Source organism: Citrobacter sp. R56 (assembly GCF_016811995.1).
GTDB lineage: Bacteria > Pseudomonadota > Gammaproteobacteria > Enterobacterales > Enterobacteriaceae > Citrobacter_D > Citrobacter_D enshiensis.
In genome coordinates this window covers 3,522,845-3,545,595 of the sequence record NZ_CP069159.1, presented here as the reverse complement: position 1 = coordinate 3,545,595, position 22,751 = coordinate 3,522,845, and the positions used below count along the sequence as shown (strand labels likewise).

Here is a 22,751-nt window from a genome sequence, read left to right as displayed (position 1 = left end):
TTAGCGGCGATAAATTTCCACGCGATTTCGTCCGTTGCTTTTCGCGAGATAGAGCGCCTGGTCTGCCTTCTCGATCAGCTGTTTGTAGTCCGGGTGATAATCGTACTCGGCGATGCCGATGCTGGTGGTGACCGAGAAGGTTTCCACCGGTGATGCCGAAATCCGTAAAGCGGCAATTTTTGTCCGCAGCGTTTCCAGAATGATGCTCGCCTGCGACACCTCGGATTCGACAAGCAGTACCATAAACTCTTCGCCGCCGTAGCGGAAAACGTAATCGCTGCTGCGGATATGTTCATAAATGACCGCGGCGACATTTTTCAGCGTGGTATCTCCGGCATTATGCCCGTAGCGATCGTTGATCTGCTTGAAATAATCAATGTCGAGCATGGCCAGCACGAACGGTTTACGCGAATGCAGCGCAAGGGAAATTTCACGGCGCATAATGGTGGGAATAAAGCGGCGGTTAAGCAACTGCGTCAGCGAATCTTTGCCGTTCTCTTGTTTCACCAGCTCTTCAAACATGGAGGACAGCAGAAAGTGGATTTGCGCGGATAACTGGCGAATATCCTGGAGCAAACTCATCCGTTCGTCTGCTGAAGGCTGTTGGCCATTCAGTAACACCTCAGTCAGGTTGCCGTCGATCTGCTGTATCAACTGCTCCATCCCGGAAAGCAGTTTTCCGTTACCGAGAATGTGTTTTCCCTTATGCGATAGCCACATACCAAAGTCAGATTTCGACAAAAAGATCAGCTCTTCGACAGGCAAGCCGGTGGCGATATTGTAGATAAACTGATTTTCCCAGTCCGTCAGGGAGCGGATCTGGCGTTCCCGCTCTACGTTGACATCATCGTAAATCGTCAACAGGCGATACTGTTCCTGCGTGTTCATTGAGTTTTGGTAATTGGGGGAATACGAGACGGTCATAGCCTCTATCGCCGTGTCCATTGCCAGACTGCTAAAGCAGATCGCATCGCTGAGCACGGTCGTCGGGTAAACGGATTTCGCCTTTAGCAGGCGATACAGCTCATCTTTCAATCTACGTGCGCCACGGGCGACCAGGTCTATCGGCAGGCCAATACGGGCATGAACGACGCCAATATCGCGCTGTTTAGCCAGCAGTTGGTGGAGATCTTCCTGCGCGCTTCCCAACACGCTGCGTAACCAGTGAAACATGCTGTGGCTGAGTCGGGTTGCCACCTGCTCGGTATTGAGGAACAGCGCGCTCTCGGCGTGTGAAAGCATATAGTCATAAAAGACGGTAACCAGATGACGAATCTCCTCGTCGGTTAACGAGGTCAAAATCTCGTGAACCTCAGGAGAGGTTTGGTGTAGCAACGTCTGCCATTCTGTAAGGAGTAATTTGTCGTTACCGGGTTCTACCTGTTCCATCTTTCCGCCGAATGTAAATACCATTAAAGAGTTGGGTGGATATTACGAGGAATTTCAGTGCGATGGTCAAGCTAAAGCGTGAGGCGCGGGGGCGCTGAAGCACTCATTGTCTATCGCTCACGCACTTCACTGAAATTATGGCACAACAAGCGTACAGTCGCTGAGCAGAGACCCATCACGACATGCCTTATCAGCGATTATTTAAAAATAAACGCAAAGCGCATTGCCCGGTATTATTCCCCTAACGAAAATAGTCTGTTTAATATCCGTTTGTGTTTTTTTAACGTTAAGATATATAGTTTATAACTCACCCTGGCGTAGACGGTCTGGTATTCGTATGCATATTCATCCTCCTGTACAACCCGATCAGAGTATTGAGCGTTTAACCGCGGTACTGAAACCGTTGGCAGAAAAAATGAAGGTGATACCGCGCAAGAGGATTACGTGGGATTATCAGGGCCAGTCACAGCTCTATCTGTTCATCGAAGGCGAACTTTCAATATTGCGGGCCTCGGATGGGCTTCTGATTGCCACGCTGTATGACCCTCATCTTTTTGGGCTTGCTGAGATGATTCAGCCTGTTCGGGGGCATATTTTACGCGCCGAGACGGATTCAACAATCCTGCGGGTTGATTCGCAAAAGGCTGCTGAGGTGTTTCGTCGGGAAGGATTATGGGAGGACGTCGCAGCGCTGCTCTCGTATCACTCTGCGTATCTGTTTTATCGGGATGCATTGATTGTGCAGCAAGGCACCTATTCTGTTATTCGTAGCCACTTGCAGGAGATGATTTTACTGCCGGAGGAGACCCGAATGAGAACCTCGATCCTCGAGTATATTCAGGAGCGAACCCACCTTTCTCGCAGCAGTGTATTGAATGTGCTTTCTGCATTAAAACAGGGGGGTTACATCGCGTTTAAACGTGGCGGTTATTTGACGGAATTGACAGAGTTGCCCGAACGGTTTTAATTTCTCGCTGGTAACAGGAATTTCATTAATCTCAGCAGGTTATCTCGCCCGTAAATTCTTTTGTCCAAAAATAAATAAATTTAAGATTACCCCTGTGCGTGTTTTTATTTATATTTTCTGCGTTTTTATACAAATGCACGCGATCGTATAGATTGCAACACGTGAATAATGGGATATTTATGAAAAAGACGCTTGTCGCTTTAATTATTGTTAACGCGGTTACAGCATCAACCGCATTTGCCGCTGCGGACACCGGAACCTGGTATGCCGGGGGGAAATTTGGCTGGTCGCACTATTTTGATACCAGCAACAGTAAAAACGGGGGAAATAGCTCATCAACGGATTTCGATTTTAATCATGATAATGTGGGTGGTGGGGTATATACCGGTTATCAGATTACCCCGTGGCTGGCGGTAGAAGGGGGATATGACTATTTGGGGAATATGGGCGTCGAAGGTCATCATGGGGCTGCAGGCGCTAAAATGAAGAGTCAGGGGCTGCAGTTGTCATTAAAAGCCAGTTATGGTCTGAATGATAACTGGGATATTTATGGTCGGGCGGGGGCGATGGGTTACCGTGCGGAATCCGATATCAGTGGTAAAAATCACTTTGATACTGGCGTGCGTCCGTTAGTTGCGGTAGGGACGGAATATGCTTTCAATCAAAATCTGGCCGGTCGCTTAGAATATCAGTGGGTGAGTAATGTCGGGAATGCGAATCAGATTGGCGTCAGCAGTGATGTCAGTTCCCTGAATGTCGGTCTGACCTACCGTTTCGCTCAATAATGCGAGAGGCCGTAATCGTAAAACCCGATACTGAATGTGTCGGGTTTTAACCGTCAATGGGGTTATGACACTGACTGGAGTGTCATCGAAATCTCCTGCAATCCTTGCACATTATGCTGCGTCAGATAGTTGTCGTTCATATTGCCTAATTGCTCCAGTTTCGTCAGTGCGGCATAAACCCGCGCTGTCTCGCTGTGGGTGTCAAAAATATCTTTCCTGGTGCTCCGTTGCAGATACGTCTGTTTAAGGTTTGCCGTTAACGTGCTTATTTTTTGTTGATTTTGCTGGTGTAGCGGTCGCAACGTGGCTGTGGTTACCTGCGCTTGCACGGTGTCTGGCGCAACCACGGGAACGGTCAGGCTATTTAATTGTTGCACGGTGTCAGGCGAGTGAGTGCTACATGCGGTGAGCATGCAAAGACTGAGTAAAAGAGGAGAAATACGGATCTTCATAAAAATATAACGCTCCTGGTGAATAACTGGAAGGCAATTATCCCGTTCGTTTTTTGTCTGGCGAGAAGATATTTGTTTAGTTTTAAATTATGTCCTCTGAATGTTTAAAATTAAACAAGTTGGGTTGTGTCAAATAACGGGCTAAGTGATAACCTGATTTCAGTTATCTACACTACGACATAAGCGTTGAACGTTGTCGAAAATATTTAATGTTGTTGGGCTGTTTACTCTTTAGCGCGTTACGGCTCGTTTGGAATCTCCACTTAAATATTCGCCTGGCAACAAAACGCTAGCAAAGAGGCAATTATGAAGCTGAATAAAATTGTTGGATATATGGCGATGGCCGGTGTGTTATCGGCAACGGTTATCTCATCACCGGTAATGGCAAATGACGCGCCGAAGGAGGCCACGCCGTCCACGAAAGCCGCAAATGAAGCGCTTTATCGCCAACTGCCATTTTCAGATAACACCGACTTCTCGAATGCGCATAAAGGATTTATTGCACCGTTGCCTCAGGATGTGATTAAAGGCGAAAAAGGCAATGTTGTCTGGAATCCGCAGCAATATGCCTTTATTAAAGAAGGGCAAAAATCGCCTGATACCGTTAATCCAAGCCTCTGGCGTCAGGCTCAGTTGATTAATATCAGCGGCCTGTTTGAAGTGACCGATGGGGTATATCAGATCCGTAATCTGGATCTGTCGAATATGACCATTATCGAAGGGAAAGAGGGGATTACCGTCGTCGATCCGCTGGTTTCTGCGGAAACCGCAAAGGTCGGTATCGATCTCTATTACAAAAACCGTGGCAAGAGACCGGTGGTTGCCGTGATTTATACCCACAGCCACGTTGACCACTATGGCGGTGTGCGAGGCGTGGTGGATGAAGCCGATGTGAAGTCCGGTAAAGTGAAAGTGTATGCGCCAGCCGGATTTATGAAAGAGGCGGTTTCAGAGAACATTATGGCCGGTAATGTGATGAGCCGTCGCGCCAGCTATATGTACGGCAATTTATTGAAATCCAATGAAAAAGGCCAGGTTGGCGCCGGGCTGGGGACCACCACCTCTGCCGGTACGGTGACGCTTATTGAACCCACCAACATCATTGAGAAAGACGGCCAGAAAGAGGTCATTGATGGGCTGACCTATGACTTTATGATGGCGCCAGGTTCCGAAGCGCCATCTGAAATGCTGTGGTATGTCGAAGAGAAGCAAATGATTGAAGCCGCAGAGGATGTGACCCATACCCTGCACAATACGTATTCACTGCGTGGGGCAAAAATCCGCGATCCGCTGGCCTGGTCGAAATACATTAATGCCGCCATTGAACGCTGGGGTGACAAAGCGCAGATCATTATGGCGCAGCACCACTGGCCGACCTGGGGTAACGAGAATGTTGTTAAGTTAATGAAAAGCCAGCGAGATATGTATCGTTATATCAACGACCAGACGCTGCGTATGGCGAACAAAGGGCTGACCCGCGATGAGATTGCCGCCAACTTCAAACTGCCGGAAGGGCTGGCGAACTCCTGGGCAAGCCGCGGCTACTACGGTTCGGTCAGCCATGATGTGAAAGCCACCTACGTGCTCTATCTCGGCTGGTTTAACGGTAATCCGGCATCGTTGGATGAACTTCCTCCCGTTGAGGCCGCAAAGAAATATGTTGATTACATGGGGGGATCGGATCAGATCCTGAAGAAGGCCAAAGAGGATTACACACAGGGGAATTATCGCTGGGTGGCGCAGGTCGTGAGTAACGTGGTGTTTGCCGACCCGCAGAATGCCACTGCGCGTAATCTGGAGGCGGATGCGCTGGAGCAACTGGGTTATCAGGCCGAGTCCGGTCCGTGGCGTAACTTCTACCTGACCGGCGCACAGGAGCTGCGTAATGGCGTGGTGAAAGGCCCAACCCCGAACACTGCCAGCCCGGACACCGTACGCGCCATGAGCCCGGAAATGTTCTTTGATTATCTTGGTGTGCATCTCAACGGTGAAAAAGCGGCTAACGCAAAAGCCATTTTCAATGTTGATCTGGGTAAGGATGGCGGTATCTACAAACTGGAGCTTGAGAACGGTGTGCTGAACCATACCGCCAATGAGCAGTCCAGCCATGCCGATGCGACGATTACCCTCAATCGTGCAACGCTGAATAAAATTATCCTGAAAGAAGAGACGCTAAAACAGGCGCAGGATAACGGTAGCGTGACGATTACCGGTAATGCAGCGAAGTTTGACGAAATGCTGAGTTTTATGGATTCGTTCGACTTCTGGTTTAATATTGTGACCCCCTGACTGATGCGCCCAAAACGGTTTTGGCCGTTTTGGGCATCATCGTTTTTTGAAATCAGGTCTATTCTATGAATGGGATAAATACGCTTTTCTTGGAACTATTTTCCCCATCGTGATTTTTCTGGTGAATAAAACAGACAATGAAAATAATTTCAGCAGGTAATTAATGAAAAAATAACTCTGGTGTGTACCGGTTTGCTCTTTTCTTCGCTTTCCCATGCGAGCGCGTTGTATTTCTATGAAATTGGCACCGAAGATACCGCGCTGGCAGGGGCAGGACAGGCCGCCAGGGCACAGGATGCCTCGACCATTGTCACCAATCCGGCGGGCATGACCCGTTTACCCGATCATATGTTTACCGGGGGATTGCAGGTGATGGATGGTGATATTCCGTATCACCTCGATGATTCCAGTAAAGAAAGTCCGGGTAATGTGATGAATATTTTTCCGGGCGCCAGTTCTTTCTATTCTCAAAAAATAAATGACAGGCTATACGCCGGAATTGGATTATACGGAAACTATGGGCTGGGAATTGATTTTGGTGATTGGGCGGGCGATCGTTTGATCAAAAAAAGCACCATGGTGGCAATGACGCTGAGTCCTTCCGTGGCCTATAAATTAAATGACAGGCTGTCGATTGGCGCTTCTGCCAATGCAAACTATGGCTATTTATCATTAACCCGTAATGTTAATGGTGATGATGAAAAAGAGAATGATCACGACTGGGCGATGAGCTATCGCCTGGGGTTACTGATGGATCTGACAGACAGCACGCGGGCGGGCATTACCTGGACCAGCAAAACCGATTACGACTTTAACATTAACGGCAAAGCGCGCTTCCCGAATTTACCCAATGTTGAATACGATCTGCCTATTTCGGCGCAGGTTCGGGCGCCGCAGCAGATTATGTTCAGTCTGGTGCATGACATTAACCAACACTGGTCCGTGATGGGCGATCTTGGCTGGCAAGACTGGAGCCAGTTTGGTAGTCCGCAGGTCACGATTGCCGGGCAGGAGAATCAACAGCAGAATCGCCTGAAAGACTCCTGGCATACGGCGTTAGGCGTGCAGCACCGCCCAACCGAGCAGTGGCGGCTGAATGCGGGCGTTGCATTCGACAGTACGGTGTATAATTCGCAAAGCGATGTGGCGCTGTCATTGCCGACCGGGGATGAATGGCGATTTGCGACCGGCGCTCAGTATCAGATAACCCCGGCGAGCAATGTGGGTTTTGCCGTATCGTATCTGCATATGCAATCGTCAAACGTGAAATCACCAGAGGCATTTTCCGGGAGTTATGACCATCCCTACCTCTGGTTTGCGAGCGTCAACTATAGCTATCAATTCTGAGCAGAGAGAAGCGTAAGGCGTTACCGGTGGGTGACGCCTTCGTAAATGAGTTTCAGGGCGAAAGCGCCAATAATGGCGCCGATCACGCGACTGGCGACGCGATTAACCCGCGCATAACCGCGACGAACCGCTGGCAGGGAAAAGGCCTGACTGAGGAAAATTCTCCAGATAACAGAGGAGAGCACAATGCCAGCCCAGGCCATCAGCCTGGCCCATGTCGGTGTTTCTGCGCTCAGCGTCACTGAAAAAATACTGATAAAAAACAATACAGTCTGTGGATTGGAGAGATCGGTGATTAGCCCACGACGAAAAAACACATACCACGGGGCGGAAATCGGTTGCGAAAGGGCGGACATTTGCGGCGTCGCCTGGTGGCGAATACTGTTCCAGGCAAACCACAGCAGGTAGGCTCCGCCGACGATTTTGATAATCGAAAAGATCCCCTCGCATTGAGTAATCAATGTTGCCATGCCGAATAACCCAAGACCGGAATAAAACGCATCTCCCAGCGCCACACCCAGACCGGTCAATACGCCCGCCCGCCGACCGGATGCCAGACTGGTTTGCACCACCACAAACAGATTCGCACCAGGGTTAAAAAACGTTAACACGAACAGGCTCACGGTGAGCACAACGGCGTGGATGGGATCCATAGGCGACACTTCCGAATAATGGGTGAATTAACATCATCTTATTGGTAGCAAAACGGCGCGAGTGAGAGAGGGATCACAAACAAGTGAGGTTATTCTGACGAGGAGAATGGCTACTGCGCCTTCCGTTTTCCGCCACCCGCGTGTTCCCGGGTGGCGGATGAGGATCAGAAGGTGTATTTCAGTCCTAACATCCCCTGAGTATCGCTATAACCATTATCGCCGACCTGCTGTGCGACGTTGCCCCACAGTTGCAGGCGTGGGTTAAGTTGGCCTTCCATCCCTACTTTTAACTCGCCGACATTACGTGATCCTTTGATTTCATTGCTGATGTCATCCATCTTCACGCTGTAATTGTTCGAGTTGTAGATCCAGTTGGCTTCGACAAAGGGCTGGAACGTGCGGTCTTTACCGTCATCCTTTGCACTATGGCCCTGCAGATACGCTTTCATCCCCAACCGGGTTTGCAGATTGCCGTCGGTTTCATCGGACACCCGGGTTCCGTTTTTCTCGGTGTGGTTGTCGGCTTGCACATCCATCCAGGTGAGTTGCGCTTTTGGCTGTAGCCAATAGCTATTGCGGCCGTCGCTGCTTTCACCGAGGCGGAAGGTGTAACCGGCTTCCACAGAGGCAGTGATGCCGTCGGAGTCATATTTCTCGGTTGCCAGATTCTCGCCGGACACCTGGTTGTCAAACCAGTTATAGAGCAGCCAGGTATCAACATAGGCGCCCGCTTTGTCTGCATCGTTGGCATACCATGTGCCGTAAACCCCGACGCTGTAACCGCTGATCTCGCCACGCGAGGAGTAACCGGTCAGACTGGAGTGCGTGCGGCTTTTGCTGTTGGCATATCCGGTCATCAGGCCGAGATGCCAGCGATCCAGTCCGTCGCTGCTCCAGGCAGCAATATCACCGCCGAGTTGCAGGACATAGCGGTTGCTTTGGGTGCTAAGCTGCCCGGGACCGTCTTTAAAGCGGTTATGGCCGCCGATGTGATGCATCCACAGACTGGTGACTTTCTGTTCACCGGTGAACACATCGGTGTACTGGGTTTCGCCCAGACGGTCATGCAGTCGGGTGTTAAACAGCGTGTTAGCGGCAAAGGTATTTGCCAGATAGCTGCCAAACTCCGGGCGATATTGCTGCTTGCCTTCAGGTTGTGGTGTCGGAGTTGGCGTGGGGCCAGGGCCGGGTTCTGGCTCAGGATTGGGCGTCGGCTCTGGTGTCGGATCGGGGTCTGGCGTCGGTTCCGGGTCCGGCGTTGGGTCTGGATCGGGTTCCGGCGTCGGATCGGTGACGGCGGCGCTGGTTAAGTACCAGTTTTGATTGTCGCTTTTCACCAGGTTGTAATCAAACGCACCGGCCACAATACGGCCTTCTTTGGTAAACGTACCGTTTGATGTCCCCTCAATTTCGACAATCTGAATGCCTTCAACGGTTTGTGAACCTGTTCCCCCGGCGTTAGTCACGCTCACACGGGTATTTCCGGCGGTATCGCCTTTGACCAGCAGTTTGTCGGTGGCGGAATCATCACCTGCCAGCGCGGTTTGCAGCACCAGCAGGCCATTATCTGAGGTGTAATCCCCGTTGATAGTCAGCGTGGTTGGGGTAAATGCAGCCCGGGTTTGCGGTGAAGAAAGTGTAGCCGTACCTGCCAGTACCAGTGATTTAACAGTTTGTGAATAGCCGTTTAAATCCAGACTACCCGCGCTTTCCACCGTGAAATCAGCGTTAGCGCTCAGGGTATTTTCCGTTCCCGCGCGCAGGGTGCCGTTTGCCACCCGGGTGGTGCCGGAATAGGTATTCGCCCCTGTCAGCGTGGTGGTTCCGGAACCTAACTGATTCACGTCGCCTTTGCCGGTAATATTGGCGGCCAGCGTAAAATCCTGACTCAAATGGTTAAAATTCAGAATTGCCGTACTGAGATTATCGGTATTGCCCAGATGAATGCGCGGAACGTTAATTTGCCCGGCGGCTTGTTCTGCTTCGCCCTGAGCGCCGCCAATATTTAAAATACCGGTGCTGCCCTGGCCAACGGCGAGCCAAATTAAAGTGCCGGAATTTATCGTTGCGCCATTGCTGGCAGTGAGAATACCGGTGGCGTCATTATTGGTGGTGGCGAATCCCCCCAGATAAATACCCTGGGTCACGTTCAGCGCGGAATTTTCACCATCGATAATGGCCTCTCCATGACCATTGCGACTGGTGTTGTCCGTATTCCCGACATAACCAATACTAAAGTGTTCCGACAGGGAGAGGTTGCCCCCGTTGGTAATTATCAGCTTACCTTTACCCTGGTCGCCAACGACCGCCCAGCCTGACGAAACCGAAGAGTTGGCGCCATCAATCGCCACCAGTCCCTCGGCGCCCCCGGCATATTCTCCAATACGCAGTTCATCAATTCCGCTTACCGTGCTGCCATTATTAATGAAAAGGGAACCTGAGCCATCATGTGTGCCCAATACCAGATTCACCTGATTCCCGCTATCAAAGGACCAGGAAGCGCCGTTGGTTAACGTGACGGACCCCGTCGCCCCGTTGCCGATGGTGCCTGCGGATGTTGTAATATGACGGCCATCGATAATGAGCGAGCCATCCGTATTTTTTCCGACATTAAGGCTACTAAAACGATCCCAGCCGCTTTCTGTATTTTCTGTATCAGAAAGGGTCAGGCTTTCATTATTATTAATGACAATATCGTCATCTGATGTCGCAGGCGGTGCGATCGAAAACAGACTGATATTACTGACTGACGTCTCTGCTGCGGCAGGTACAGATAACGCAAGGGATATGGCGAGTGATAATGCCGATAGCGGGTGTCGTAGAATAGTTGTTGTCATATTATTCCTCTTCCGTAAGGCAATGCAGTGTTGTTGGTGTTGGTGATTGACTCATCATGAGTCGAGTATGAATACGCAACACGCCTCCATTCGTGTCCTAAACATGACGTTTGCTTAGTTGTATGAATAGCGTATTCCGATAGTGCGGATGGTATTTGCTCACAACAGAAGAAAGAAATCGTTTAAAAAATCCATAATTGAGTTTATTGATAGATTTCAACAATTATAAATAAGAAACAAAGAACGGTGATGATTCAGTGTGTAGGTAAACAGGTAATAGCGGCTAATTAATTTTTATGCCAGTGGCGTTAACTGTAATTAAAATACAATGCGATAGAGTTCGCTAATGTTATTATTTGTTAAGTGATGTTGATTAATAATACGTGGTTAATATATGCGTGCTTATTCTTTTTATTGATTTAATTACGGAGTGGGATGATGTTTGTGACACCGTTTATGTGTTTTATTGACGTTATATTGATAATAATCAAAATCTATAATGGTACGAATTTAAGATAACTTATCTCTTCTTTAAGAGAATTGCAAATATATTATGGCGGGGTTTGTATTATTCTGAATGCCGATGTTGCATGGCTGCCGCCCGCCACTGAAGCGCAGGGGGATATTGGTCTCAACATGCTGTAAGTCATCCGGATTCTGGCGGTGGCGTTAGCCCGGCAGGCGTTGGCGCAGGCGGTGTTGTCGCAGCCGCCACGCAAAATCAATTTATACTGCTTTTCGCACTGGATTTTTTGTAGGACATGAACTACTTATTAATCATCCTTGTAGGGTGTTGTAACATTCATGTGTGATGATAGCGTAATAACAAAAAATGGGAGTTTTTATATGAAGACAGGATATAAGGTATTGATTGGGGCGTTGGCGTTAGTGGTTTCAAATGCGTATGCAGCAGAGTTGATGACCAAAGTCGAGTTTGAAAAAGTAGAATCACAGTATACCAAAGTGGGTACTATCTCTACGAGCAACGAAGTCTCTACTTCTGATGCGAAGGAAGACCTCCTGAAGAAAGCAGATGAACAAGGTGCCGATGTTGTCGTACTCACGTCTGGCCAGACGGATAATAAAATCCATGGCACCGCCAATATTTATAAAAAGAAATAACGCGCTTCACTGATATACAAAACCCGCCGGTTCCACTGGCGGGTTATTCTTTTAATCGCCGCCAGAATGTTGTTCTGCTCACACCCAGATACCGCGCTGCTGCGGTTTTATCCCCGTTAAACTGTGCGAGAACCTCCTGAGCCGTGAGTGATGTGGGGGCTGGGGTCGCTTCGTCTGTGGCAGTCAGTTCCGGTAACAGTCGCTGTAGAAAATGGACGTCGAGCGCAGGTTGCGGCTCAACGCTTAAGAAAAGCGCCAGACGTTCCATCATATTGCGCAACTCACGAATATTTCCTGGCCAGCCATATCGCAGCAGGACCGACTGGCATTGCTGTAAGCCTTCGCGTATCGATTCGCTAAACGGCGCCTCTAATGCCGCCAGCGACTGTTTTAAAAATCCTTCCGCCAGCGGCACAATGTCGGGGTGACGCTCACGTAGCGCGGGCAGCGTCAGGCGCAAAATACTGAGACGATAAAACAGATCGGTACGAAATTGTCCCTGTTTCATCTGCTGTTCTAGGTTGCAGTGGGTGGCGCTAATCACCCGTACATCCACCGGGATTGGCTGGTGCCCGCCGACGCGCGTCACCTCTTTTTCTTCCAGTACGCGCAATAGCCGGGTCTGTAGCGGCAAGGGCATCTCGCCTATCTCATCCAGAAACAGCGTCCCGCCGTGGGCGATTTCAAACAGTCCGGCACGTCCACCGCGTCGTGAACCGGTAAAAGCTCCCTCTTCGTAACCAAACAACTCCGCTTCGAGTAAGGATTCGGCAATCGCCCCGCAATTGACGGCGACAAAAGGCGGGGAGCGCCTGCCGCTGCGACCGCCCTGACGGGTAAAATATTCGCGATGAATGGCCTGGGCTGCCAGCTCTTTTCCGGTGCCCGTTTCCCCCTGAATCAGGACGGGCGCGCGGGAACGGGCGTAGAGCATAATCGTGTGTCGAACCTGCTCCATTTGCAGCGAATGGCCGCGCATATCGCCCAAATCATAACGGGTGCGCAACCCGTTTTCAGAGGCGTACGGGCGGTGTTGTCGCCGCGTCAGACGGGTCATATCCAGCGCGTCGCTAAAGGCCTGACGCACGGTGGCGGCCGAATAAATAAAGATCCCCGTCATGCCCGCTTCTTCTGCCAGATCGGTGATCAGTCCCGCGCCGACCACGGCTTCAGTGCCGTTCGCCTTCAGTTCATTAATTTGCCCGCGCGCGTCTTCTTCGGTGATATAGCTGCGTTGATCGAGGCGCAGTTTAAAGGTTTTTTGGAACGCCATCAGGGCTGGCAGCGTCTCCTGATAGGTCACCACACCGATCGAAGAGGTGAGCTTGCCTGCTTTCGCCAGCGCCTGTAAGACGTCGAAGCCGCTGGGTTTAATCAGGATCACGGGAATGGACAGCCGGCTTTTCAAATATGCGCCATTCGATCCCGCAGCGATAATCGCATCGCAGCGTTCGCTGGCCAGCTTCTTGCGGATATAGGTCACGGCCTTTTCAAAGCCGAGCTGGATGGGGGTGATGGTCGCCTGGTGATCGAACTCGAGACTGATGTCGCGAAACAGCTCGAACAGCCGTGTCACCGAGACCGTCCAGATCACCGGCTTATCATCATTTACCCGCGGTGGAAGGTGCGTATCCGCCATAGTCGCCCAAAAAAATGAAGGAACAGAGTATTGGGTTTAGTCTTGTTTCATAAATGTTGCAATGAAACAGCAGCACACGTTTCATGAAACGTTAACTGGCACGCATTTTTTCACTTCGAATATCACTCAAACAGATAATTCATTGTTTTAAAACAAATAAAAACAGAGTGACTGTCATCCCACCTGCGTTGGCATAGCCCTTGCTTTATGTGAATCAACTAAAGTAACAAGCTGATAACAAAAAGGACGGGATATGTCTCTACATTCACCGGGGCAGGCGTTTCGCGCCGCGCTCACCAAAGAAAACCCATTGCAGATTGTCGGCACCATCAACGCAAATCACGCTCTTCTGGCCCAGCGCGCCGGATATCAGGCGATTTATCTCTCTGGCGGCGGTGTCGCGGCCGGTTCGTTGGGACTGCCGGATCTGGGGATCTCCACGCTGGATGATGTGCTGACCGACATTCGCCGTATTACCGACGTTTGCCCGCTGCCGCTGCTGGTGGATGCCGATATCGGTTTTGGCTCTTCAGCGTTCAGCGTTGCGCGTACGGTGAAATCGATGATCAAAGCCGGTGCCGCTGCGCTGCATATTGAAGATCAGGTCGGTGCCAAGCGCTGCGGTCATCGCCCCAATAAAGCCATTGTCTCGAAAGAGGAGATGGTGGACAGGATCCGGGCGGCGGTCGATGCTCGCACCGATCCCGATTTTGTCATCATGGCGCGTACCGATGCGCTGGCGGTCGAAGGGCTGGATGCGGCCATCGATCGTGCCCGGGCGTACGTTGAAGCCGGGGCCGACATGGTATTCCCGGAGGCGATCACCGAGCTTTCAATGTATCGCCAGTTTGCCGACGCGGTACAGGTACCTATCCTCGCTAACATCACCGAGTTTGGCGCGACGCCGCTGTTTACCACTGATGAACTGCGCAGCGCCAACGTCGCCATGGCGCTCTATCCCTTGTCTGCGTTTCGCGCAATGAACCGCGCCGCCGAGCGCGTCTATAACGTGCTGCGTCAGGAAGGAACGCAAAAGAACGTTATCGACATTATGCAAACGCGCAATGAACTGTACGAGAGCATCAATTACTACCAGTACGAAGAGAAGCTCGACGCGCTGTTTGCCAAACGTAATTCGTAGGCCTGATAAAGGGCAGCCGCCATCTGGCAATGCCGGATGGCACGGCGTTTATCCGGTCGACAAGATGAATTTGTACCTTACACATTAAAACAATGACGAGGACACTATGAGCGACACGACGATCCTGCAAAATAATACCCATGTCATTAAACCGAAAAAATCAGTGGCCCTTTCTGGAGTCGCTGCGGGCAATACCGCCCTGTGCACCGTCGGCAAGAGCGGTAACGATTTGCACTATCGCGGCTACGATATTCTCGATCTGGCCCAGCATTGCGAATTTGAAGAAGTGGCGCATTTGCTGATACACGGCAAGCTGCCGACCCGCGATGAACTCCAGGCGTATAAAATCAAATTAAAAGCGCTGCGCGGATTACCTGCCAATGTGCGCACCGTGCTGGAAGCGCTGCCTGCGGCGTCACACCCGATGGACGTTATGCGCACGGGCGTTTCCGCATTGGGCTGTACGCTGCCGGAAAAAGAGGGGCACACCGTCTCCGGCGCTCGCGACATCGCTGACAAGCTGCTGGCCTCGCTCAGTTCCATCCTTCTCTACTGGTATCACTACAGCCACAACGGCGAACGCATCCAGCCGGAAACCGACGACGACTCTGTCGGCGGGCATTTTCTGCATCTGCTGCACGGTGAAAAACCGTCGAAAAGCTGGGAAAAGGCGATGCACATCTCGCTGGTGCTGTATGCCGAGCATGAATTTAACGCCTCCACCTTTACCAGCCGCGTGATTGCAGGGACGGGCTCCGACGTCTATTCGGCGATTATCGGCGCGATTGGCGCACTACGTGGCCCGAAACACGGCGGTGCGAACGAAGTGTCGCTGGAAATTCAACAGCGCTATGAAACGCCGGACGAAGCCGAGGCCGATATCCGCAAGCGCGTGGAAAACAAAGAGGTGGTGATTGGTTTCGGTCATCCGGTCTACACCATCGCCGATCCGCGTCATCAGGTGATCAAGAAGGTGGCGAAACAGCTTTCTCAGGAAGGCGGGTCGCTGAAGATGTACAACATCGCCGACCGTCTGGAAGAGGTGATGTGGGAAACGAAAAAGATGTTCCCGAATCTCGACTGGTTCTCGGCGGTTTCCTACAACATGATGGGCGTCCCGACCGAAATGTTTACGCCGCTGTTTGTGATCGCCCGCGTCACTGGCTGGGCGGCGCACATCATCGAGCAGCGCCAGGATAATAAAATTATCCGTCCTTCCGCCAATTACACCGGCCCGGAAGATCGCGAATTTGTTCCGCTGAATGAACGCAATTAATTAATAACCTCTAAATAGTTACCCAATGGATTTCGAGTTGCATCAAGGCGGCGACGCAGCGAATCCCCAGGAGCTTACACAAGTAAGTGACTGGGGTGAGCGAGGAAGCCAAGGCAGATGCAGCTTGAAAGACGAAGGGTAAAAAGGAAACGTACCCTATGTCCGCACATATTTCGAACGTCCGTCCCGAATTTGACCGTGAAATCGTTGATATCGTTGATTACGTGATGAATTACGAGATCACCTCAAAGGTGGCGTATGACACCGCGCATTACTGTCTGCTCGACACATTAGGCTGTGGTCTGGAAGCGCTGGAATATCCGGCCTGTAAAAAACTGCTGGGGCCAGTGGTGCCTGGCACGGTGGTGCCCAACGGCGTACGCGTGCCGGGCACCCAATTTCAGCTCGATCCGGTACAGGCCGCCTTTAACATTGGCGCGATGATCCGCTGGCTCGACTTTAACGATACCTGGCTGGCGGCGGAGTGGGGCCATCCTTCCGACAACCTCGGCGGCATTCTGGCGACAGCAGACTGGCTCTCGCGTAACGCGGTCGCCGCCGGAAAAGCGCCGTTGACCATGAAACAGGTGCTGACCGGCATGATCAAAGCCCATGAAATTCAGGGCTGTATTGCGCTGGAAAACTCCTTCAACCGGGTCGGGCTGGATCACGTGCTGTTGGTGAAAGTGGCCTCTACCGCAGTGGTTGCCGAAATGCTGGGGCTGACCCGCGACGAAATCCTCAACGCGGTGTCACTGGCGTGGGTTGACGGCCAATCGCTACGCACCTATCGCCATGCGCCGAACACCGGCACGCGTAAATCGTGGGCGGCAGGGGATGCCACGTCTCGCGCGGTCCGTCTGGCGCTGATGGCGAAAACCGGCGAGATGGGCTATCCGTCGGCGCTGACGGCAAAAACCTGGGGCTTTTACGATGTCTCCTTCAATGGCGAATCGTTCCGCTTCCAGCGTCCGTACGGCTCTTACGTGATGGAGAACGTGCTGTTCAAGATCTCCTTCCCGGCGGAATTCCACTCGCAGACGGCGGTGGAAGCGGCAATGACCCTCCATGCGCAAATGCAGGCCGCCGGTAAAACCGCTGCGGACATCGAGAAGGTAACCATCCGTACTCATGAAGCCTGTATTCGCATTATCGATAAAAAAGGGCCGTTGAATAACCCGGCTGACCGCGACCACTGTATCCAGTATATGGTAGCTATCCCGCTGCTGTTCGGGCGCTTAACGGCGGCGGACTATGAAGACGGCGTGGCGCAGGATAAACGCATCGACGCTCTGCGCGAGAAGATCAACTGCTTTGAAGATCCGGCTTTTACCACCGACTATCACGATCCGCAAAAACGCGCTATCGCTAACGCTATCACCCTTGAATTTACCGACGGCTCACGCTTTGAAGAGGTGGTGGTGGAGTACCCGATCGGTCACGCGCGTCGTCGTAAAGACGGCATTCCGAAACTGGTCGATAAATTCAAAATCAACCTGGCGCGTCAGTTCCCGACCCGTCAGCAGCAGCGCATCCTGGAGGTTTCCCTGGACAGAACTCGCCTGGAGCAGATGCCCGTTAATGAGTATTTGGATCTGTACGTGATCTAACAACGAGCAGTAAGGCGTAAGTTCAACAGGAGAGCATTATGTCTTTTAGCGAGTTTTATCAGCGTTCTATCGAACAACCTGAATCATTCTGGGCCGAACAGGCCCAGCGTATTGACTGGCAGCATCCTTTTACTCAGGTGCTGGACCACAGCAATCCGCCGTTTGCCCGCTGGTTTTGCGGCGGCACGACCAATCTGTGCCATAACGCCATTGACCGTTGGGTGGCTAAGCAACCCAACGCGCTGGCACTGATTGCCGTCTCATCAGAAACCGAAGAAGAGCGCACGTACACCTTCAGCCAGTTGTACGACGAAGTGAATGTGGTGGCGTCGATGCTACAGTCGCTTGGCGTACAGCGTGGCGATCGGGTGTTGGTGTATATGCCGATGATTGCCGAGGCGCACATTACGTTGCTGGCCTGCGCGCGTATTGGCGCGATTCACTCGGTGGTGTTCGGCGGCTTTGCTTCGCACAGCGTGGCGGCGCGTATTGATGATGCCAAACCGGTGCTGATTGTCTCGGCCGATGCCGGGGCGCGGGGCGGTAAAATCCTGCCGTATAAAAAGCTGCTGGATGAGGCCATCGCTCAGGCAGAGCATCAGCCGCGCCATGTCCTGCTGGTGGATCGCGGGCTGGCGAAAATGGCACGCGTGCCGGAGCGCGATTGTGATTTTGCGACGCTGCGCCCGCAGCATCTTGGCGCGAAGGTGCCTGTCGCCTGGCTGGAATCGAACGAAACCTCCTGCATTCTGTATACCTCGGGCACCACCGGAAAACCGAAAGGGGTGCAGCGTGATGTCGGGGGCTATGCGGTGGCGCTGGCGACCAGCATGGACACCATTTTTGGCGGTAAAGCGGGGGGCGTTTTCTTTTGCGCTTCGGATATCGGCTGGGTGGTTGGGCACTCCTACATTGTTTATGCACCGCTGCTGGCGGGGATGGCGACCATTGTTTATGAAGGGTTGCCGACGTATCCGGACTGCGGCGTGTGGTGGAAAATCGTCGAAAAATATCAGGTTAGTCGGATGTTCTCCGCACCGACCGCCATCCGTGTGCTGAAGAAATTCCCGACCGCGCAGATTCGCAACCACGACCTTTCCTCGCTGGAAGTGCTTTACCTGGCGGGTGAGCCGCTGGACGAACCGACCGCCAGTTGGGTGACGGAAACGCTAGGCGTACCGGTTGTCGACAATTACTGGCAGACGGAGTCCGGCTGGCCAATTATGGCGCTTGCCCGTGGACTGGACGACCGTCCTTCGCGGCTCGGCAGTCCCGGCGTGCCGATGTATGGCTACAACGTACAGTTGCTCAATGAAGTGACCGGCGAGCCGTGCGGCGTCAACGAAAAGGGAATGCTGGTGATTGAGGGACCGCTGCCGCCGGGGTGTATTCAGACCATCTGGGGCGATGACAGGCGTTTTGTGGACACCTACTGGTCGCTGTTCTCCCGCCCGGTCTACGCCACCTTTGACTGGGGGATCCGCGACGCCGACGGCTATTACTTTATCCTCGGGCGAACGGACGATGTGATTAATGTTGCCGGACACCGTCTGGGCACCCGTGAAATCGAGGAGAGTATCTCCAGCTATCCGAACGTGGCGGAAGTGGCGGTGGTGGGGGTGAAAGATGCGCTGAAGGGGCAGGTGGCGGTCGCGTTTGTGATTCCCAAACTGAGCGACAGTCTGGAGGACCGAGATGTGGCGCACAGCGAAGAGAAAGCGATCATGGCGCTGGTGGACAGTCAGATCGGTAATTTTGGTCGTCCGGCACACGTCTGGTTTGTTTCTCAGTTGCCGAAGACTCGATCCGGGAAGATGCTCAGGCGTACGATCCAGGCCATTTGCGAAGGGCGCGATCCAGGCGATCTGACGACCATTGACGATCCTTCGTCGCTCGATCAGATCCGTCTGGCGATTGAGGAGTAAAAGTGTTGCCGGATAGTGTCGCCGTCGCGTCTTATCCGGCAATTCGTTAACCCCAGCTCACCCGGTAATGATATCGTCCGGCGCTGAGCTGGAATTCCGGCGAGACGGAAGGGCTCCAGGAATCATCGCCGCCAACGCCCATATGGAAACCATCAATATTGAGCCAGGTTCCTGCTTCCGGCTGTAGCAAATGGCGGTGGCTGGTGGTCATCAGTTGCTGCTGGCTGTAGCGACTAATGTTGAAGTGGAAGTCGCCGCGCCAGCGGTGTGCGCCATATTTCAGCTCGCGGGTGTTGCAGCGCAGGCCGTTTTCGCTGGGGAAGACGTAGGGGGTATACATCTCATCCAGCGGGAGATCCCAACGGTCGAAACAGGCGGAGGCAAGGCGATCCGGATAGTTTTCGTGCGGACCCCGTCCCAGCCAGTTCACCCGTTCTGCGACCTGGGCGAGTTGGCAACTCAGACCGATACGCGCCGGATGCGGCGTACCGCTGGCGACCTCAACATCCACGCTAATCTGCATCTCACCATGACCGTCGATACGGTACGTTTTACGACTGATAAACAGCGTTTCGCCCTGATACTGCCAGGCGTGGGTGGTGGTCAGCAGCACGGCGCGGGAAAGTGCCTCGGCCTCGCATTGCAACAACACTGCGTGCAACTGGTAGTGACCGGCGGCCTTCCAGCGTTCAACCCAGGCGTTCGGGTCGATACGGGCGACTTCACTCACCCCGATGTCGTTGTCCAGCGGTGCCCGCGTGAACTGGTCGATAAGCGGGGTCAGCAACTGTGCTTCTTCATTGATCCAGTACTGTGTCAGCACACCCTGCTGGCGGCAGAATTCCCAGCGTTTATTGTTCACCGCAATGTTAAAGGCGGTTTCGCTGGCGGTGAGCTGCGGGGCTGTGTCGACGCATGGAGGCAGTTGCGTGCAGAGTTTCGCGCTAAGCTTCCACTGCTGCCAGGCGCTGATATGTCCGGCCTGCGACCAGGCGGTTGCCTGTGGCTGCTCGACACGCACCGTTAACCACTGTTGACCTGCCGTTTTGGCCGCAGGAATCTCTGGCAGCACGATGACCTGGCGGCCCTGGGGGGCGATATCCAGTACCACTTTTCCGGTCGCAAGTGGGTTGCCGTCCTGAGTCACGGCCCAGTGCAGAATCTCGTTATCGCTATGGCGGAACAGGTATTCGCTGGTCACTTCAATCGTGCATTCTGCGCCCGGCAGTCGCGAAAACTGAAAAAACTGCTGTGCGTGTTTCGCTTCATACAGCGCGGGGTGCGGCGTGCGATCGGCAAATACCAGGCCATTCATACAGAACTGGCGATCGTTGGGCGTGTCGCCGAAGTCGCCACCGTAGGCGGACCAGGGCTGACCGTCGGCGTCATATTTGATCAATGACTGATCGACCCAGTCCCAGACAAAACCACCCTGCAGGCGCGGATACTGACGAAACGCCTGCCAGTATTTGGCGAAGCCGCCGAGGCTGTTGCCCATCGCGTGGGCGTATTCGCAGAGGATCAGCGGGCGCTGTTCGCCGGGCATCGACAGCCATTTTTTGATCGACCATTTCGGTACAGCGGGGAAGGGCTGATCCTGATCGACGCGGGCATACATTGGGCAGATGATGTCGGTTGCGGCGGTATTCGCGCCGCCGCCTTCGTACTGCACCGGGCGGGAGGGATCCTCTGATTTCAGCCAACGGTACAGCGCGTCATGGTTAGCGCCGTGGCCGGATTCGTTGCCCAGCGACCAGATGATAATGCTGGGGTGGTTACGATCTCGCTGCACCATGCGCGTGACGCGCTGGCTCATGGCCGGCAGCCAGGTCGGATCGTCGCTCAGGCGATTCATCGGTACCATACCGTGGGTTTCGATATTGGCTTCATCCACCACATACAGCCCGTAGCGGTCGCACAGGGTATACCACAGCGGATGATTCGGGTAATGGGCGCAGCGCACGGCGTTAAAGTTGTTCTGCTTCATCAGCAGGATGTCCTGCACCATAGTCTCTTCGTCCATCACCTGACCGTTTTTTGGGTGATGTTCATGGCGGTTGGCGCCACGGATCAGCAGCGGTTTGCCGTTCAGCAGCAACAGTCCATTTTCAATACAGACCTGGCGGAAGCCGACATAGCAGGCTTCAGCTTCAATCAGCGTGCCGTCAGCGGTATGCAGTTGCACGACGGCGCGGTACAGATTTGGCGTTTCTGCGCTCCACAGCGCCGGGCGCTCGACGTTAATGCGCAGCGTCGTGCGGTCTACATAGGCGCCGCGCTCATCAATGATTTCGCTGCCAAACGGTGAGGTGCTTGTCCCGGTCAGCGTGTCCCCCTGCCACAGCTGTACGGTAACGCGGAGATCGTCACGCGGGACGCCCGCCACTCTGACGTCCATCTCCAGCACGGCGCGGCTGAAATCGTCGTTAAAACGGGTGTTGACGCGCAGGTCGCGGATTTGCGTGTCTGGTTTATGCAGCAAAGAGACATCGCGAAAGATTCCGCTCATTCGCCACATGTCCTGATCTTCCAGATAGCTGCCGTCGCTCCAGCGCAGCACCATCACCGCCAGGCGGTTTTCCCCCGTGAGCAGAAAATCGCTGAGGTCAAATTCAGACGGCAAGCGACTGTCCTGGCCGTAGCCCACCCAGCGACCATTACACCACAGATGAAAAGCAGAATTCACGCCATCAAAAATAATGCGGGTCTGCCCTGACTGCCGCCAGCTTTCATTAATATCAAATGTGAGCGAGTAACATCCCGTGGGGTTCTCAGCCGGAACATACGGGGGATTCACCGGGAACGGATAGGTGATGTTCGAATAGATGGGGACGTCGTAGCCTTCCATTTGCCAGTTTGAGGGTACGGTAATGGTATCAGTATGCGGCAAATCCCCGGAAAGCCAGCTTTCCGGGACCGCTTCCGGGGAGGCAAACCAGGCAAATTTCCATGCACCGTTAAGGCTTCGTCGTTGCTCTGACTGTAGATTGTTTTTCGCATCATCAGCAGTGCGCCAGCTATAAAACGGCGGATGCGCTTCAAGGCGATGATGCTGCGTGATACCGGGGGTTTCCCAGTCGCGTCTGGCCAGTACGGTGGCGAGTGAATCTGTATTCAGGGGCATGGCAGGATCCTGTCTTTATGTGTTATTCGTTCACAATTTTAATCAACATAAAGTGCGCTGAGAGAACCTGTAAAGCCGGGGACGTAGAGTGGGTGAACTGACTCACAGTAATGACGGTGGACCGGATTTGAGCGGAGAAACCTGACCGGAGTTGGGCTATAGTCGTGATGTTTAACATACTGATATAAAAGTGAA

The 22,751-nt window shown here is 52.9% G+C and carries 15 protein-coding genes; 9 read left to right on the top strand and 6 right to left on the bottom strand.

What is annotated here, in order from left to right:
• Complete coding sequence (locus JM656_RS16740) at positions 1-1,389, bottom strand: diguanylate cyclase (RefSeq protein ID WP_203358744.1); 1,389 nt, start codon at positions 1,387-1,389, stop codon at positions 1-3.
• Positions 1,390-1,726: 337 nt separating this feature from the next.
• Here JM656_RS16740 and JM656_RS16735 point away from each other — a divergent pair, with 337 nt between their 5' ends.
• Entirely contained in the window at positions 1,727-2,356 is a 630-nt protein-coding gene (locus JM656_RS16735) for a winged helix-turn-helix transcriptional regulator (RefSeq protein ID WP_192611269.1), read from the top strand.
• 179 nt (positions 2,357-2,535) lie between these two features.
• Complete coding sequence (locus JM656_RS16730; protein ID WP_203358743.1) at positions 2,536-3,141, top strand: outer membrane beta-barrel protein; 606 nt, start codon at positions 2,536-2,538, stop codon at positions 3,139-3,141.
• A 62-nt stretch (positions 3,142-3,203) separates the two neighbouring features.
• Here JM656_RS16730 and JM656_RS16725 read toward each other — a convergent pair whose 3' ends face one another.
• Complete coding sequence (locus tag JM656_RS16725; protein ID WP_203358742.1) at positions 3,204-3,593, bottom strand: hypothetical protein; 390 nt, start codon at positions 3,591-3,593, stop codon at positions 3,204-3,206.
• Between the two features lie 306 nt (positions 3,594-3,899).
• On the opposite strand from JM656_RS16725, the gene JM656_RS16720 reads away from it, so the two are divergent.
• Together JM656_RS16720 and JM656_RS16715 are read left to right on the top strand one after the other, a co-directional pair.
• Positions 3,900-5,882 carry an alkyl/aryl-sulfatase gene (locus tag JM656_RS16720; protein WP_203358741.1) on the top strand — a complete coding sequence of 661 codons (1,983 nt, stop codon included), beginning with the start codon at positions 3,900-3,902 and terminating at the stop codon, positions 5,880-5,882.
• 192 nt (positions 5,883-6,074) lie between these two features.
• Entirely contained in the window at positions 6,075-7,229 is a 1,155-nt protein-coding gene (locus tag JM656_RS16715) for an OmpP1/FadL family transporter (RefSeq protein ID WP_370552278.1), read from the top strand.
• Between the two features lie 20 nt (positions 7,230-7,249).
• Here JM656_RS16715 and JM656_RS16710 read toward each other — a convergent pair whose 3' ends face one another.
• Positions 7,250-7,882, bottom strand: coding sequence for a LysE family transporter (locus JM656_RS16710; protein WP_203358740.1), 633 nt, complete (start codon positions 7,880-7,882; stop codon positions 7,250-7,252).
• 164 nt (positions 7,883-8,046) lie between these two features.
• Positions 8,047-10,719 (bottom strand): autotransporter outer membrane beta-barrel domain-containing protein, encoded by a 2,673-nt coding sequence (locus tag JM656_RS16705; protein ID WP_203358739.1) that lies wholly within the window; start codon positions 10,717-10,719, stop codon positions 8,047-8,049.
• A gap of 846 nt (positions 10,720-11,565) precedes the next feature.
• Between JM656_RS16705 and yahO the strand changes: the two genes are divergently transcribed.
• Complete coding sequence (yahO, locus tag JM656_RS16700; protein ID WP_203358738.1) at positions 11,566-11,841, top strand: DUF1471 family periplasmic protein YahO; 276 nt, start codon at positions 11,566-11,568, stop codon at positions 11,839-11,841.
• A 43-nt stretch (positions 11,842-11,884) separates the two neighbouring features.
• On the opposite strand, the gene prpR is transcribed toward yahO, so the two are convergent.
• The gene (gene prpR / locus JM656_RS16695; protein WP_203358737.1) at positions 11,885-13,480 is read right to left on the bottom strand and encodes a propionate catabolism operon regulatory protein PrpR; all 1,596 of its coding nucleotides are present in this window, start codon (positions 13,478-13,480) and stop codon (positions 11,885-11,887) included.
• Between the two features lie 253 nt (positions 13,481-13,733).
• Here prpR and prpB point away from each other — a divergent pair, with 253 nt between their 5' ends.
• The 4 genes from prpB to prpE all read left to right on the top strand — a co-directional run bounded on the left by prpB (position 13,734) and on the right by prpE (position 19,432).
• Complete coding sequence (gene prpB, locus JM656_RS16690; protein ID WP_203358736.1) at positions 13,734-14,621, top strand: methylisocitrate lyase; 888 nt, start codon at positions 13,734-13,736, stop codon at positions 14,619-14,621.
• Between the two features lie 106 nt (positions 14,622-14,727).
• The gene (gene prpC / locus JM656_RS16685; protein WP_203358735.1) at positions 14,728-15,897 is read left to right on the top strand and encodes a 2-methylcitrate synthase; all 1,170 of its coding nucleotides are present in this window, start codon (positions 14,728-14,730) and stop codon (positions 15,895-15,897) included.
• A gap of 158 nt (positions 15,898-16,055) precedes the next feature.
• On the top strand, positions 16,056-17,507 hold the full coding sequence (locus JM656_RS16680; protein WP_203358734.1) for a bifunctional 2-methylcitrate dehydratase/aconitate hydratase: 1,452 nt from the start codon (positions 16,056-16,058) through the stop codon (positions 17,505-17,507).
• A 38-nt stretch (positions 17,508-17,545) separates the two neighbouring features.
• Entirely contained in the window at positions 17,546-19,432 is a 1,887-nt protein-coding gene (gene prpE, locus JM656_RS16675; RefSeq protein ID WP_203358733.1) for a propionate--CoA ligase, read from the top strand.
• Positions 19,433-19,478: 46 nt separating this feature from the next.
• On the opposite strand, the gene JM656_RS16670 is transcribed toward prpE, so the two are convergent.
• Entirely contained in the window at positions 19,479-22,556 is a 3,078-nt protein-coding gene (locus JM656_RS16670; RefSeq protein WP_203358732.1) for a beta-galactosidase, read from the bottom strand.
• Positions 22,557-22,751: the final 195 nt, after the last annotated feature.

What these genes read in the sequence shown, in the direction of transcription:
- JM656_RS16740 (WP_203358744.1), bottom strand. Translation starts at nt 1,389, where the DNA reads ATGGAACAGGTAGAACCCGGTAACGACAAATTACTCCTTACAGAATGG.
- JM656_RS16725 (WP_203358742.1), bottom strand. Translation starts at nt 3,593, where the DNA reads ATGAAGATCCGTATTTCTCCTCTTTTACTCAGTCTTTGCATGCTCACC.
- prpR (WP_203358737.1), bottom strand. Translation starts at nt 13,480, where the DNA reads ATGGCGGATACGCACCTTCCACCGCGGGTAAATGATGATAAGCCGGTG.
- JM656_RS16730 (WP_203358743.1), top strand. Translation starts at nt 2,536, where the DNA reads ATGAAAAAGACGCTTGTCGCTTTAATTATTGTTAACGCGGTTACAGCA.
- JM656_RS16680 (WP_203358734.1), top strand. Translation starts at nt 16,056, where the DNA reads ATGTCCGCACATATTTCGAACGTCCGTCCCGAATTTGACCGTGAAATC.
- JM656_RS16735 (WP_192611269.1), top strand. Translation starts at nt 1,727, where the DNA reads ATGCATATTCATCCTCCTGTACAACCCGATCAGAGTATTGAGCGTTTA.
- JM656_RS16720 (WP_203358741.1), top strand. Translation starts at nt 3,900, where the DNA reads ATGAAGCTGAATAAAATTGTTGGATATATGGCGATGGCCGGTGTGTTA.
- prpC (WP_203358735.1), top strand. Translation starts at nt 14,728, where the DNA reads ATGAGCGACACGACGATCCTGCAAAATAATACCCATGTCATTAAACCG.
- prpB (WP_203358736.1), top strand. Translation starts at nt 13,734, where the DNA reads ATGTCTCTACATTCACCGGGGCAGGCGTTTCGCGCCGCGCTCACCAAA.
- JM656_RS16705 (WP_203358739.1), bottom strand. Translation starts at nt 10,719, where the DNA reads ATGACAACAACTATTCTACGACACCCGCTATCGGCATTATCACTCGCC.
- JM656_RS16670 (WP_203358732.1), bottom strand. Translation starts at nt 22,556, where the DNA reads ATGCCCCTGAATACAGATTCACTCGCCACCGTACTGGCCAGACGCGAC.
- JM656_RS16710 (WP_203358740.1), bottom strand. Translation starts at nt 7,882, where the DNA reads ATGGATCCCATCCACGCCGTTGTGCTCACCGTGAGCCTGTTCGTGTTA.
- yahO (WP_203358738.1), top strand. Translation starts at nt 11,566, where the DNA reads ATGAAGACAGGATATAAGGTATTGATTGGGGCGTTGGCGTTAGTGGTT.
- prpE (WP_203358733.1), top strand. Translation starts at nt 17,546, where the DNA reads ATGTCTTTTAGCGAGTTTTATCAGCGTTCTATCGAACAACCTGAATCA.